Origin of the sequence: Dermacoccus sp. Tok2021 (assembly GCF_019895135.1) — a bacterium.
GTDB classification, from domain to species: Bacteria; Actinomycetota; Actinomycetes; order Actinomycetales; family Dermatophilaceae; genus Dermacoccus; species Dermacoccus abyssi.
Window position 1 is genome coordinate 95,510 of sequence record NZ_JAGTHU010000010.1, and the last position, 14,084, is coordinate 109,593.

General features: G+C 66.3%; 11 protein-coding genes and 1 pseudogene. 7 read left to right on the top strand and 5 right to left on the bottom strand.

Going from position 1 to position 14,084, the window contains the following annotated elements; genetic code table 11:
* The first annotated feature begins 111 nt into the window (after nucleotides 1–111).
* The 4 genes and pseudogenes from K9D12_RS07635 (at nucleotide 112) to K9D12_RS07650 (ending at nucleotide 3,553) form a co-directional block, all read left to right on the top strand.
* Nucleotides 112–945 (top strand): SGNH/GDSL hydrolase family protein, encoded by an 834-nt coding sequence (locus K9D12_RS07635; RefSeq protein WP_225911052.1) that lies wholly within the window; start codon nucleotides 112–114, stop codon nucleotides 943–945.
* 750 nt (nucleotides 946–1,695) lie between these two features.
* Nucleotides 1,696–2,151, top strand: a complete 456-nt coding sequence (locus K9D12_RS14845; protein WP_225911068.1) for a helix-turn-helix transcriptional regulator — start codon at nucleotides 1,696–1,698, stop codon at nucleotides 2,149–2,151.
* Nucleotides 2,039–2,425: a VOC family protein gene (locus K9D12_RS07645; protein ID WP_047310491.1), complete on the top strand. Its 387-nt coding sequence runs from the start codon at nucleotides 2,039–2,041 to the stop codon at nucleotides 2,423–2,425. The genes K9D12_RS14845 and K9D12_RS07645 overlap by 113 nt, the downstream gene beginning before the upstream one ends.
* A 141-nt stretch (nucleotides 2,426–2,566) precedes the next feature.
* A pseudogene (locus K9D12_RS07650) lies at nucleotides 2,567–3,553 on the top strand (IS481 family transposase).
* Between the two features lie 112 nt (nucleotides 3,554–3,665).
* Here K9D12_RS07650 and K9D12_RS07655 read toward each other — a convergent pair.
* The 4 genes from K9D12_RS07655 to dnaK all read right to left on the bottom strand — a co-directional run bounded on the left by K9D12_RS07655 (nucleotide 3,666) and on the right by dnaK (nucleotide 8,024).
* Entirely contained in the window at nucleotides 3,666–4,145 is a 480-nt protein-coding gene (locus tag K9D12_RS07655; RefSeq protein WP_370633475.1) for a heat shock protein transcriptional repressor HspR, read from the bottom strand.
* Nucleotides 4,142–5,161 (bottom strand): DnaJ C-terminal domain-containing protein, encoded by a 1,020-nt coding sequence (locus tag K9D12_RS07660; protein WP_223059860.1) that lies wholly within the window; start codon nucleotides 5,159–5,161, stop codon nucleotides 4,142–4,144. The genes K9D12_RS07655 and K9D12_RS07660 overlap by 4 nt, the downstream gene beginning before the upstream one ends.
* Nucleotides 5,162–5,330: 169 nt before the next feature.
* Nucleotides 5,331–5,981 carry a nucleotide exchange factor GrpE gene (locus K9D12_RS07665; RefSeq protein WP_223059861.1) on the bottom strand — a complete coding sequence of 217 codons (651 nt, stop codon included), beginning with the start codon at nucleotides 5,979–5,981 and terminating at the stop codon, nucleotides 5,331–5,333.
* A 162-nt stretch (nucleotides 5,982–6,143) separates the two neighbouring features.
* Nucleotides 6,144–8,024, bottom strand: a complete 1,881-nt coding sequence (gene dnaK, locus K9D12_RS07670) for a molecular chaperone DnaK (protein WP_223059862.1) — start codon at nucleotides 8,022–8,024, stop codon at nucleotides 6,144–6,146.
* Between the two features lie 643 nt (nucleotides 8,025–8,667).
* Between dnaK and K9D12_RS07675 the strand changes: the two genes are divergently transcribed.
* The 3 genes from K9D12_RS07675 (at nucleotide 8,668) to K9D12_RS07685 (ending at nucleotide 11,285) form a co-directional block, all read left to right on the top strand.
* On the top strand, nucleotides 8,668–9,600 hold the full coding sequence (locus K9D12_RS07675; protein WP_223059863.1) for an ATP-binding protein: 933 nt from the start codon (nucleotides 8,668–8,670) through the stop codon (nucleotides 9,598–9,600).
* The gene (locus tag K9D12_RS15255; RefSeq protein ID WP_370633476.1) at nucleotides 9,497–10,429 is read left to right on the top strand and encodes a TniQ family protein; all 933 of its coding nucleotides are present in this window, start codon (nucleotides 9,497–9,499) and stop codon (nucleotides 10,427–10,429) included. The genes K9D12_RS07675 and K9D12_RS15255 overlap by 104 nt, the downstream gene beginning before the upstream one ends.
* A 508-nt stretch (nucleotides 10,430–10,937) precedes the next feature.
* Nucleotides 10,938–11,285, top strand: coding sequence for a hypothetical protein (locus tag K9D12_RS07685; protein WP_182434792.1), 348 nt, complete (start codon nucleotides 10,938–10,940; stop codon nucleotides 11,283–11,285).
* A 388-nt stretch (nucleotides 11,286–11,673) separates the two neighbouring features.
* Here the strand turns inward: K9D12_RS07685 and K9D12_RS07690 are convergent, their stop codons facing one another.
* On the bottom strand, nucleotides 11,674–13,668 hold the full coding sequence (locus tag K9D12_RS07690; RefSeq protein ID WP_225911053.1) for a heavy metal translocating P-type ATPase: 1,995 nt from the start codon (nucleotides 13,666–13,668) through the stop codon (nucleotides 11,674–11,676).
* Between the last annotated feature and the right edge of the window lie 416 nt (nucleotides 13,669–14,084).

The window sequence follows — 14,084 nt, forward strand, 5'->3', positions numbered from 1 at the left end:
GCGTCACCACCGTGACGCCGCCGGGTCATTCACGCGCGCTTCACGATCCCGTCTCGGGCCGTCCCCCGCGTCGCCATGGCAGCGTCGCCCGTCACGCCTACCGTCGCGGCGATGAACGGACGTTTTGTTGCGGTGGGTGACTCGTTCACCGAGGGCGTCGGTGACGCCAACCTCATGTACCCGAACGGGGTGCGTGGTTGGGCCGACCGGATGGCGCGCCAGCTGGGAAAGGCCGACTCCTCCTGGGAGTACGCGAACTTCGCCATTCGCAGCAAACGCCTCGACGAGATCGTCGACGAACAGTTCGACGCCGCACTCGCGTTGAACCCGACGCTCATCTCCTTCTATGCAGGCGGCAACGACATCCTCGCGGTGCGGGCCGACATGCGCAGCATCATGGATCGCTACGAGAGCGCTCTGGATCGACTCGTTTCCTCGGGCGCCGACGTCATGCTGTTCACGACGTTCGACGTGAAGATCTCGACGGCCCTGGAGCCGCTACGCCGTCGGATCGTCTACTACAACGACGCCGTGCGGACGCTCGCTGCACGCTACGGGTGCCTGCTCATCGATCACACGCAGTACCGCGAGTTCGAGGACCGGCGGATGTGGGCGTTCGATCGCATCCACATGAGCAAGGTGGGCCACAAGCATCTCGCGGCGTACGTGCTCGGCGAGCTGGGTGTGCCGCACACGCTGAAGCTGCCCGAGCTGGGGCCCTTCGAGAGCCCGGACTGGCGCGAGACGCTGCGCACCGAGGGGCGGTGGCTCGCTTCCGAGGTGGTGCCGCTCATGCGACGACGGATGAACGGTGTGCGCGAGGGCGACACGCTGCCACCGAAGTGGCCGGACCCCATCCGCCCCGCCGACGGCATGAAGCGCCTCGCCCGCGCCCGCTCCGGTGACGCGATGGAAGTTCACGAGCGCGCGGCACACGTCGCCTGACGAGCCTCCCCGTCGACGCAGCGCCTGCAAGAAACGCCCAGCGCGGGCCAGATCTGTCGCCTGGGGGAAGCGGCGCAGAGCTTCACAAGGCCCTGGAGGCTGCTTTACCGCTCGGCTCCAGTCTCAACATGGACAGATCTACCAAGCCCTAGGTGTACTGACCGGAGACGTTGATTGAGCCGCAACGGGCATGGCAGTGGGTGGCTGACGAGGGTGTAGCGGACACCACCATGGGCGCCAGATCACTGTCGGTTCTCTGAGCCGGGCTTCTCTAGGGTTGGTGGCATGCCCGTCTGGCAGCCATCCATCCCGCAGAGGTTGCAGCCCCATCTCCTTTCCTGGGTGGGGTACGACTTCGCCAGTACCGAAGCCGTCCATCACGGGGTTCCCTCGATGGGCGTCACGGTGGTGCTGTCGCTCGCAGAACCCATCGACTGTGGCTGGCTTGATGGCGGTGAACGGCAGTTACTGGACGTACTGGCTTCCGGTCTTCACACCGCGCCGGCCTTGATCCAGTCGAGGGGACGCCAGCAGGGACTCGAACTGTCGATTCACCCCCTTTCGGCCCGCCGGCTTCTTGGACTACCAGCCGGGGCCTTGGCGGGGTTGATGGTTGATGTGACAGATCTCCAGTGGCCCCCACACCTGCTCGACCAGCTGCGGCAGTCAACTTGGCTAGGACGGTTCCAACTCTTGGCGGCATTCCTCACCAAACGGCTCGAGCAGCATCCCCACACACCGCGAGCAGACATGGTCGAAGCGCTGGCGCGGATCCATCAGGCCCGGGGCACAATCCCCATCGCCGACCTAGCTCGAGACGTTGGTCTGTCCAGACGGCGACTTTCCAGCCTGTTCAACCTCGAGACCGGTCTCTCGCCCAAGCAGGTGGCGCGGATCGCTCGCTTCGAGCACGCCAAGAAACTTGTCCAGAGCGGCGCCCTTCCTTCGGACATTGCGGCAGCGGCTGGTTACAGCGACCAGGCGCACCTGTCCCGAGAATGGAGGTCGATGACGGGATGGACGCTGCGCCAGTCGAGGGCTGATTTCCCATTGCTTCAAGACGCTCAAGCGCTCCAAGGACAAGGCTGTAGCCATGACGAGACCACAGCTGTTTCACTGCCTGCGCTACACAGATGCCGATCGAGGCATCAACTTCCTTCAAGCCATCGGCTTCACCACGGCGATGGTCGTGCGGGACCCGGATGACTCGACCGTGGTGACCCATGCGCAACTTGCCTGGCGCGACAATGGGGGCATCATGCTCGGCTCTACTCAGGACGGTGACCCGCATTACGGGCCAGGGATCTGCAACTTGGTGGTCGCCAGCGACGAGGACGTCGACAGCCTCTTCGCCACGGCCTTGGAACACGGAGCATCGACCGTCACCGAGCCAAACTATGCACTTCACGGCGGCCGCAACGCATGCGTCGCCGACTTCGATGGCCACTGGTGGAACATCGATTCCTACCCGGGAGCCTGAGCCGGGAAGCCGCCCTCGGCGGCGGCTGATGACAAGGCCCACGAGGTCCCACGCACCCGTTGCCCTTCACCCAAACAATCTCGCCGCCCGCGGCGGCATCTGGCCTTCCTGGGCGGCACATGCCCCCAGGAAGGCTCAGTCATGTCCCACGCCAACGCGGCGCCCACCCCACGGCATCGCCTGATCGTCGCTCGCATGGTTGTTGACGACGGTTGGCCGATCAGCGAGGTCGCCGCCCGATTCCAAGTCTCCTGGCCCACCGTCAAGCGTTGGGCCGACCGCTACCGAGACAGCGAATCCATGCAAGACCGGTCTTCCCGGCCGCGTCGCTCCCCGAACAAGACGAGTCAGAAGACCACTCGGCGCTGCATCAATCTGCGGCTGCGCCTGAGGGAGGGGCCGGTGCAGTTGGCGTGCCGACTCGGGATCGCCCCGTCCACTGTCCACCGCATCCTGGTCCACGCGCACCTAAACCGGCTTTCACACGTCGACCGCGCCACCGGAGAGCCAGTCCGCCGTTACGAGCATGACCATCCCGGCTCCCTGCTGCATGTCGACGTGAAGAAGCTCGGGAACATTCCCGATGGCGGGGGCTGGCGCTACGTAGGGCGCAGGCAAGGTGAGAAGAACAGAGCCGCCACTCCCGACAAGCCCCGAAACAAGTACAGCGATCCGTTGATGGGCAAGGCCTACGTCCACACCGTCATCGACGACCACTCCCGCGTCGCCTACGCCGAGATCCACGACGACGAAACCGCCCTCACCGCGACGGCGGTCCTGATCCGGGCGGTCGAGTGGTTCAGGGCCCGTGGTGTGAGGGTCGAGCGAGTCCTGTCCGACAACGGTGGCGCCTACCGCTCACATCTGTGGCGCGACACCTGCGCTGAGCTGAGGATCAAGCACAAACGCACCAGGCCGTATCGGCCGCAGACCAACGGCAAGATCGGACGCTTCCATCGCACCATGGCCGACGGCTGGGCCCACGCCCGGGGTTATACCTCGGAGGCTTAGCGCCGAGGCGAACTCGCCGGATGGCTCCATTACTACAACCAGCACCGTCCCCATACAGCCTGCGGGAACCAGCCGCCCTTCTCACGATTGATCAACGTCCCCGATCAGTACACCTAACCCACCCGCTGAGCAGTAGCTCATTGAAGGGTTCGCACCTCCAGACCCGCAGATCGACGAAGGGCCGCCGATCACCCTCACGGTGATCGGCGGCCCTTCGTGTGCGCGGAGGTCAGCCGCGCGGACGATAGAGGATGAGCGAACTGCCCGGCGCGCGGCCGCGGGGGCGTTCGCCGGGCTTGAGCGCAACGATGCCGTCACGCCCCGCAGCGAACACACGGCCCCCACCGCGCGAATCGAGCGCCTCGCGGTACTGGCGGTTCTCCTCGGTCAGCTCCCCCACGCGCTGGGTGAGAGCATCGACCCGGTTCTCCAGCTCCATGATGCGCTGGATGCCCGCGAGGGAAACGCCCTCGCTCGACAGCTCCTGCACCTGACGCAGCTGCTCGATGTCGCGCATCGAGTAGCGGCGCCCGCCACCGCCGGAACGCTCCGGCGTGACGAGCCCCAACCGGTCGTACTGGCGCAACGTCTGCGCGTGCATGCCCGCCAGTTCGGCCGCCACCGAGATGACATAGACCGGCTTGGACGGGTCGGCACGCACGAAGTCGGCCTGCCCGGAGCGGAAACCACCGCTCTCGCGCGGCGTCACGACGCGTCCCGGTGAGCCTTCGCGATGAGGTCGGCACGCGGGTCGGCCTCACCGGCGGCGAGTGTTTCCACGGCCTGGCGCTGCTCGTCGGTCAGGTCGGTAGGCACGACGACGTGCACCTTGGCGATGAGATCGCCGGTGGCACTCTTCGTCGCGATACCGCGGCCCTTGACGCGCAGGCTGCGGCCGGACGGCGTGCCCGGCGCGACCTTCACCTTGACGGTCTTGCCGTCGAACGTCGGCACCGCAACGGTGGCTCCGAGCGTCGCCTCGGCGAACGTCACGGGAAGATCGACGGTGAGGTTGTTGCCGTCACGGCCGAACACCGGGTCGCTGCCCACACTGACGTGCAGGATCATGTCGCCGTCGGGGCCACCGAAGCTGCCGGCGTGGCCCTTGCCGCGCAGACGGATCTTCTGCCCGTCCTTGACGCCCGCCGGGATGCGCGCGTTGAAGCTCGCTCCGTCGGCACCGGTGACGCGCACCGTGTCGCCCTCGACGGCCTGGCGGAACGTGATCGAGGCGCGCGCCTCGACGTCCTGGCCTCCGCGCGGCTGCGCCTGACGCTGGTAGCCACCGCCCCCGGGGAACCCTCCGCCGGAGAAGCCGCCACCGGCTCCGCCGAACTGCGCGAGCAGATCCTCGAGGTTGAGGCCCTGCTGACCGGCGCCACCCGCCGAATACGTGCGGGCGCCACCACCGCCACCGAACATCGAGGAGAAAACGTCCTCGAAGCCGCCAGCTCCCCCGGCGCCGCCGCCGCCGAAGCGGGCACCGCCGCGCGCCATCTGGCGAACGGCGTCGTACTGCTGACGCTGCTCGGGGTCGGCGAGCACCTGGTGAGCCTCGCCGATGTCCTTGAACTTCTGCTCCGCGGCAGCGTCACCGGGGTTCTTGTCCGGGTGCCACGTGCGGGCGAGCTTGCGGTAGGCCTTCTTGATCTCGTCCTCGCTCGCGTCCTGCGCGACACCGAGAGTGGCGTAGAAGTCCTTCTCGAACCAGTCCTGACTGGCCATGCGCACCTCCTGATCTGTGTGATGGCGCGTCGTCCGGCGTCCGGGACGCTGGGGGCGCGTATCGCGTGCGCGTGCGAAAGATGAATGTGGTCGAGGTGAGCGAGTCGCTCACCTGGGGGTGGCGTGGGACCGAACGGTTCGTGCGGCCCCACGCCGACGTGGTTCGGCGTCAGCCTGCCACCGAGACGCGGGCGGCGCGCACGACGCGCTCACCCACCTTGTAGCCGGGCTGAAGCACCTGGACGACGAACGTTCCCTCGACGCCCTCGGGCGCCTCGGCCTCGACGTGCATGAGGGCCTCGTGGACGTTCGGGTCGAACGCTTCACCGGCCTCGCCGAAGCGGGCGACACCGTAGCGGTCGAGCGTCGTCTCCAGCTTGGAGGCGATCTTGCTCATCGGGCCGTCGGTGAGGTCGCCGTGCTGGCGGGCGAGCTCGATGTCGTCGAGCACCGGGATGAGGGATTCGACGACCGAACCGATCGTCGTCTCCTTCTCGCGGGCCCGGTCACGCTCGACGCGGTTGCGGTAGTTGACGTACTCGGCCTGCAGACGCTGCAGGTCGGCCAGGCGCTCGGCCGCGAGCTTGGTGTCGGGGTGCTCGTTCTCCTCGACGCTCTCGCTGGCCTCGCCGGCGACCTCGTCCGGCGTCGACGCCGATTCGGCCTCGTCGGCCTGCTGCTGCAGGTTCTCGCCGGCCGCGTCCTGCTCGGACGCCTTGACGTTCTTCGTGTTCTCGCCGCCGGGCAGGTCGTCGCCGACACCGCCGGCGAACGAGTTGTCACCCTCGCCCGGTGCGGGGTTGTTCTGTGCGTCCGTCATGTCGGACTCCTTCCTGCCACGCGGGTGATCCGGGTGGCACAGCGGCCGGTGAGCTGCCCGTGGGCAGCCCACCGGCCGTGCAGATCCGTCTCGTGCCGAGCCATAGCTCGACGATGTGAGGGCCCGGGTGGAGACCGTCACCGGCCTCCACCCGTCACCGCATCACTTCTTGGTGTCGTCCTCGTCGTCGACGACCTCGGCGTCCACGACGTCGTCGTCGCCACCGGACTGGGGCTGCTCCCCGGCAGCACCCTCAGCACCGGCGTCGCCGGCCTCGGCGTTCGCGGCGTACATCGCAGCGCCCATCTTCTGGCTGGCCTCCGACAGAGCCGTGGCCTTGGCGTTGATGTCCTCGGCCGAGGCACCGGACTCCGGCTTCAGGGCGTCCTTGAGCTCGCCGAGCGCGGTCTCCGTGGCGGACTTCTCGTCAGCCGGAACCTTCTCGCCGTTCTCCTCGAGGAACTTCTCCGTCGAGTAGACGAGGGTCTCGGCCGTGTTGCGGGCCTCAGCCTCCTCGCGACGCTTCGCGTCCTCGGCGGCGTGCTCCTCGGCCTCCTTGACCATGCGCTCGATGTCTTCCTTCGGCAGCGCGGAGCCACCGGAGATCGTCATCGACTGCTCCTTGTTCGTGCCACGGTCCTTCGCGGAGACGTGGACGATGCCGTTCGCGTCGATGTCGAAGGTGACCTCGATCTGCGGCACGCCACGGGGAGCCGGGGCGATACCGGTGAGCTCGAAGTTACCGAGCGGCTTGTTGGCCTTGGCGATCTCACGCTCACCCTGGAACACCTGGATGTCGACCGACGGCTGGTTGTCCTCAGCCGTGGAGAACACCTCGGTGCGCTTCGTCGGGATGGCCGTGTTGCGCTCGATGAGCTTGGTGAACAGGCCACCCTTCGTCTCGATGCCGAGGCTCAGCGGCGTGACGTCGATGAGGAGGACGTCCTTGCGCTCACCCTTGAGGACACCGGCCTGCAGGGCGGCGCCGACGGCGACGACCTCGTCCGGGTTGACGCCCTTGTTCGGCTCCTTGCCGTCGCACAGCTTCGTCACGAGCTCCGTGACGGCCGGCATGCGGGTGGAACCACCGACGAGCACGACGTGGTCGATGTCGGAGACCTTGACGCCTGCGTCCTTGAGGACGTTCTCGAACGGCTTCTTCGTGCGCTCGAGCAGGTCGGAGGTCATCTTCTCGAACTGCGCGCGGGTGAGCGTCTCCTCCGCGTGGATCGGGCCGTTCTCGCCCATGGACAGGTACTGGAGGGAGATGTTCGTCGAGCTGGAGCTCGAGAGTTCCTTCTTGGCCTGCTCCGCGGCGTCACGCAGACGCTGCATGGCGATCTTGTCCTTGGACAGGTCGACGCCCGACTCGCTCTTCACCTTGTTGACGAGGTGGTCGACGATGCGCTGGTCCCAGTCGTCACCGCCGAGCTTGTTGTCACCGGAGGTGGCGCGCACCTGGATGGTGGCGAAGCCGTCCTCCTCGTCCTTGCCGACCTCGAGGAGGGAGACGTCGAACGTACCGCCACCGAGGTCGAAGACCAGGATGAGCTCGTCTTCCTTGCCCTTGTCGAGGCCGTAGGCCAGAGCAGCAGCGGTGGGCTCGTTGACGATGCGCAGGACGTTGAGGCCCGCGATCTCGCCGGCCTCCTTCGTGGCCTGACGCTCGGCGTCGTCGAAGTACGCCGGAACCGTGATGACGGCGTCCGTGACGTCCTCACCGAGGTAGGACTCCGCGTCGCGCTTGAGCTTCATGAGCGTGCGCGCCGAGATCTCCTGCGGGGTGTACTTCTTGTCGTCGATCTGCGTGCTCCAGTCGGTGCCCATGTGGCGCTTGACGGAGCGGATGGTGCGGTCGACGTTCGTCACGGCCTGACGCTTGGCGATCTCGCCGACGAGGATCTCGCCGCCCTTGGAGAACGCGACGACCGACGGGGTGGTGCGAGCGCCTTCGGCGTTCGCGATGATCTTGGGCTCGTTACCTTCGAGGACGGCAACGGCCGAGTTGGTGGTACCGAGGTCAATACCTACTGCGCGACCCATGAGGGATGCTCCTTCGTGTTGCTCACGACGACGCCGGGCCGCATGACCCGAGCCGTCAGGTTGACTGATGCTGACTCAACTCCGGTTGGTCTGCAGTGTCAATCCCAGACTCACCAAAGTTGCTCTTATCTGACTCAACTTTCGTGAGCGGTGGATCATTCCCGGGTGCCGAAGGATCTTTTTCAAGAGATTTTTGTGGGTTCCGGCGTAACTTGTCATTCTCCTATCTTCTTGTCACGGCGTGTCACGTTCCTGCCAAGTTGTCACCAGAGGATGCTGTGGGCGTGGTCACAGCACGTGACGTTGACGTGATCGTCGAGTTCGCGCCCGCCGACGGGGCGCCGATCAGAACTGCCTTGGCAGATGCCTCGGCAACGGCCATCGTCCAAGGCATGCCAGTGCGGCGGTTCGGCTCCTACGCCGGAATGCGCCACTACCCCGGCTGGTGGTGGTCCTCAACCAACAAGGACCTGGTGGGCTACGAGAGCCTGCTGGAGCGAGACCGATTACTCGTCGCAGACTTCGATCCAGCCGTGAAGGGCATCGCGAGCCAGCCTTTCGGCATCACCGGACTGGTGTCCGGCAACGAGCGTCGACACGCGGCGCCCCCCGCGAGGACTTCGCCACTCTTTCGCGCTCTGAGATGGATGAGCTCGACGCCGAGTCCTTGGTGGACTACAACGAGGTCCGAGGCGTGTGGCACGCCAACGCACCCGTGATCAAGACGCCACAACTTCAGCGTGTGAACGGCATCTTCGAGCAGGTCTTGGCGTCATCGCATCGTGACGGGGACAGCCTGCGCGGGTCGGTGTTGTTGGACTCGCTCCCGGGCCTCGGAAAGACGACCGCTGCCACGCGCTTCGGTCGCACCTTTGATCGTCGACAGCGCCGTCGCTACGGGCATCTCACAGCCTACGGGAGCCCGCGTCTGCCTGTCGCGTTCATCGCCCTCACGGCGAACATGTCCCTGAAGAACCTCAACCAGAAACTGCTGCGCTTCTACGACCACCCAGCAGCAGGACGCGCTATCCGCGCCGAATTGGGAGACCTCGCGGTGGACTGCGTTGCCACGGCCGAGACCCGCTTGATCATCCTGGATGACCTGCACTTCATCAACTTCAACCATCGCAACGGGATGGACCTGAGCAACCACCTCAAGTGGCTCGCCAACGAGATGCCAGCCACCTTCGTCTACGTCGGCGTCGGGCTCTCCCAGAAGCAGTTCTTCGACGAAGGACTGCACCACAGCGAGGCGGCCTACGCCCAGACGAGTCGCCGGGCTACGCGGTGCGCGATGGCCCCCTTCAACATCAAGACCGACGGTGGGATGCGGGCCTGGGTAGCGATGCTTCAGGTCTTTGAGGGTCGCATCAAGCTCGCAGACGCCCAGCCCGGTTGTCTCACCGAGCAGGCGCAAGAGATCCTCCGCCGCACCCAGGGCTACATGGTCTCTGTCACCAACTTGATCGACCGTGCTTGCAGTCTCGCGATCAGCACAGGAGCCGAAACCATTGACTCGCGAATCCTCGCTTCCGTCGTCGTCGACAACGCCGCCGAGGACGCCAGTACGGGCTGACCCGGCCACAGAGCCAGCCACAGAGCCAGGCGGAGAATACCTCCGAGATCTTGTCCCGGCCACTCACCGCTCGCAGTGGCCGATATGCGTCCCGCCCCAGCCGAACGAACAGCCACGCAGTTGGCTGGTCAGAGCGAGCCACCGGTACGGGCTCACCCCGCGCCAGTTCCTCACTGCAATGCACATCCCCGGCAATCCCCCAGGGAGCGACCTAGAGCGAGTACTGCTCGACAAGCGTTCGGGATTCTATGCCGTGCTCGGCACCGAGCCACCCGAGCCCGTGAAGATCCCGCTGATCGACGACGGGCGTCTCTCAGAGTCGGTGCCCAAGAACACCTCCAGCAGATACTGCCCCGAATGCCTCGCGTCAGGGTTCGGTTGGTCGACACTCTGGCAGCAGCCCTGGACATTCGCATGCCCCCACCACCACATCGCCCTCATCGCAACCTGTCCATCCTGCGGTCAGCGGCCGTGGTCGTCATCGTCTTGGGGCGGACGCTTGGCTGGCCAAGCGTGCTGCACCGAACGTGAGCCCAGGCCCAAGGGCGGCACATCGCAACGGAGCATCCGTCCCTGGTTGCAACGGCAACCTCGGCGACGCAGCCCAGATCCCGGTTCACGATGCGGCCCTGCACGCCCAGCAACGACTCCTCGTTCTCGTGGACGCGGCGCACCGGGACCCGAGCGGCCCAAGGAGCCTTGGGCCGTGGTCAGCCACCGCCAGTCCGCACCTACACACGTTTTGCGCACTCCTGCGACTGTCCGTCGCTCAGGCCCGCTCAGCCTCCTCCTGGGCCGACCACCTCGCCCGAGCCAGCGCGGCATTTGACGATCTCAACCAGACCGACGGCAGCGGACCGACCATCAACCTCATGCTCTCGGACCACCAGACCACCGGGCTACTCGGACCCCGATCACAGGCGCTCCGCAGTGACCTCGGCCCCATCCTGGTCGCCGCCGGGATTCGCAACATCGCATCCGCCATCCCACCGAGCTCCCGACTCACCTGCCGAACAGCCCGCGCATGGGCCGCCCACCCACCGGAGTGGACCTCACCTCGGGACCACGGGCAGCACATCCTCCAAGAACACCAGACAGAGCCCCTCCTGCCGCCCGCAAGCTGGGTCCCGCAGTCTCTCTGGACTATCGCCCTACGCGCCCACGACGTCCAAGAAGACGACGGGCCCGTGCTATCCATGATCTTGCTGCGACTAGGGCGGACTACGCCATGGAGCCACATCGCACTCGAACTCGGACTGCCCGCCACATTCCAACGCTCCGCCGGAACCCGACTCCGGTCCCTCCACCATCATCGTTGGCCAAATGTCCTGCAGGACATGGAGGATCTCTTCACCCAGTTGCGACAGGCACCGCCGCCGATCAACTACAGCGCACGGCGGCGCGCTGCTCACAGCGTGGCCGAACTTGCGAAGGTGGTCGGCGCGCACCGCGATGATGATCTCGCTGGCCTTCGCCGATTCTGGGAGGTGTTCACGGGAGGCGACATCCGCTTGGCCCCCCATCCGCTGGGGACGCCAGGAGGAACCTCAGCGCATCTGGAACATGTCGCACAAAGGCAGCACCTCGACGACGCACACGACGTCCTATTTCGGCAGTACCACGAACGCCTAATCGGCCATCACGGGAACACCGTCGATGGCCCCCTCACCTGGACGCCGCCTTGAAGAGGTCGCCCGGGACTACCCAGCAGACGCAGCGCAGGCCGCGACCATGACCCGTACTGCCAGAACGTCCGACAACTGATCAGCCGTCTGGTTCCCACCATTTCCGCGAATGGACGCGAGCAGGACCTCGGGGTCATGGACCCAGCGACGAACCTGCGAGAAGACGGATGGGCCCACCAGCGATTGACTTGGAGTAGTCAACGCAACGACTTGCGCGAAGCGCTCATCCACACCTGCGGGCCGCTCTCGAAACTGGAGGACCTCAACGGCGCAGTTCCCCGACAAAACCTCCGGACGACCTGGAACCTCACCCCCGACGATCTGTTCCCATACGAGCCTCTCCCCCGCCGCCTTCCAGGCGAATTCCCGCGGACAGTCGGTTGAGGCGTCAGCCAGCATCCGACTCCCTGGCCTGTCCAGAGTCTCCGGCGCAGGCTGCACTCTCGTCGTCGATGAACTTCGCGGTACTGGTGGCCGGTGACAGGTCGAGGCGGCGTAGGAGCTGGGCGTTGAGCGCGACAACGACGGTAGAGGCGGACATGAGGATCGCTCCGACGCTCATTGGGAGAACGAATCCGATGGGGGCGAGGACGCCTGCTGCCAGGGGCACGGAGATCAGGTTGTAGCCGGCGGCCCACCACAGGTTCTGCTTCATCTTGCGGTAGGAAGAGCGGGAGAGGTCGATGACCGAGAGCACGGAGCGTGGATCCGAGCTGGCGAGGATCACCCCTGCGGAGCCGATGGCCACGTCGGTGCCAGCGCCGATGGCGATGCCGACATCGGCTTGAGCCAAGGCCGGGGCGTCGTTGACGCCGTCGCCGACCATCGCGACCTTCCTCCCTTCGTCCTGGAGCGCGGCGACCTTGGCGGCCTTGTCCTCTGGACGGACGCCGGCGAACACGCGGTCGATGCCCAGCTCGGCGGCGACGGTCTGGGCCACGGCCTCAGCGTCCCCGGTGATCATCACGACCTGGGCGCCGGCAGCGTGGAGGGCGTCGACGGCAACGCGGGACTCGGGCCGGATCTCATCGGCCAGGCGCAGTGCGCCGATGACTGCGCCGTCCGCCACGACGTGCAGGATGATCGCGCCCTCCTCGCGCCAGGCGTCCGCGACGGGGAGCTCGTCGAGGCCGTGCTGCTCCAGGAGGTGGGGGCCACCAACTTCAACTGTCTTCCCGTCCACGATGGCCCGCACCCCCACCGCGGGTGAGGAGGAAAAGTCACCTGCTCGCGGGACCTCGAGCTCATGGGCGCGAGCGGCGCTGACGATGGCGCGGGCCAGCGGGTGCTCGCTGTCACTCTCGGCGGCCGCGGCCAAGGCGAGCACCTCGTCGTCGTCGCGACCCTCAAACGCCTGGATGGCGGTGACGGTGGGCTCGCCCTTGGTCAGCGTGCCGGTCTTGTCGAACAGAACGGCATCGACGGTGCGCATGGACTCCAGCGCCAACCGATCCTTGATGAGAACACCGCCACGGGCGGCACGTTCGGTCGCGATGGAGACCACGAGCGGGATCGCCAAGCCGAGCGCGTGGGGGCAGGCGATGACCAGGACGGTGATAGTGCGCACCACCGCGTCATCGGGCATGCCGAGCAGCGACCAGACAACGGCGGTGATCGCTGCGGCGCCGAGGGCAAACCAGAACAGCCACCCGGCCGCGGTGTCGGCGATGCGCTGAGCGCGGGAGGAAGACGCCTGGGCGTCGGCCACAAGCTTTTGGATCCCGGCCAGGGCGGTGTCTTCGCCGGTCGCTGTCACCTCCACGCGCAGACCGGAGTCGGTGGCCACCGTGCCCGCCACGACGCTCTCGCCCTTGCCGCGGCGCACGGTCTTGGACTCGCCCGTGACCATCGACTCGTCCATGCTCGCGGAACCATCGACGATCCGTCCGTCAGCAGGCACAGCTGCACCGGGACGAACGATCACGACGTCACCGACCACCAGCTCGGCAGGGTCGACCGTGACCACGTCGTCGCCCTCAAGACGCTCGGCCTCGTCGGGCAGGAGCGCTGCCAGAGAATCCAGAGCCGAGGTCGTCTGGGCTAGGGACCGCATCTCGATCCAGTGACCCAGGAGCATGATCACCACCAGCAGGGCCAGCTCCCACCAGAAGTTCAGCTCGTGGTGGAGGACGTTCAGGCTGGCGCCCCAGGAGGAGATGAAGGCCACGGTGATGGCCAGTCCGATGAGCAGCATCATCCCCGGCTTGCGGCTGCGGATTTCGCTGACGGCGCCGGTCAGGAAGGGCCAACCACCCCAGAGGTACATAACGGTGCCGAGCACGGGCGAGACCCAACGAACCCATTCCCCACTGGGGAGGTCATAACCGACGAGGTCGGCAAACATGTCGTTAAAGCCGACGACCGGGACTGCCAGGACGAGCATGATCCAAAACAGGCGACGGAACTGCCCGACATGGTCACCGTGACCTGCATGCCCGCCGTGATCAGCTTGGCTATGGCCTGTGTCGTGATTCTGATGGCCCGCGTGTGTGTGCCCGGGACTGTCCGCTTGGTGCGAGTTGCGCTTCTCGCGCTCGTCTGATCCCGGTGCTGACATGTGGTCATGGCTCGAGCTCATCCGTGGAAGTTATACCCCCTAGGGGTATAAGTCAACGCGCGGTATCCCGCTCCCCGACGGCGGTCGCCACCGGGGAGCGGGTCGGGTGAACATGGCTTGGTGCAGCTACTGACGTGCGCGGGGAATCACCACGCCAGCGACAACTGCGCCAACCAGAGCCGCGACCGCAGCGACGAGGAAGGCCGTCTGAAATCCAGACGCGTCGGTGCCGGCAAGGCTGG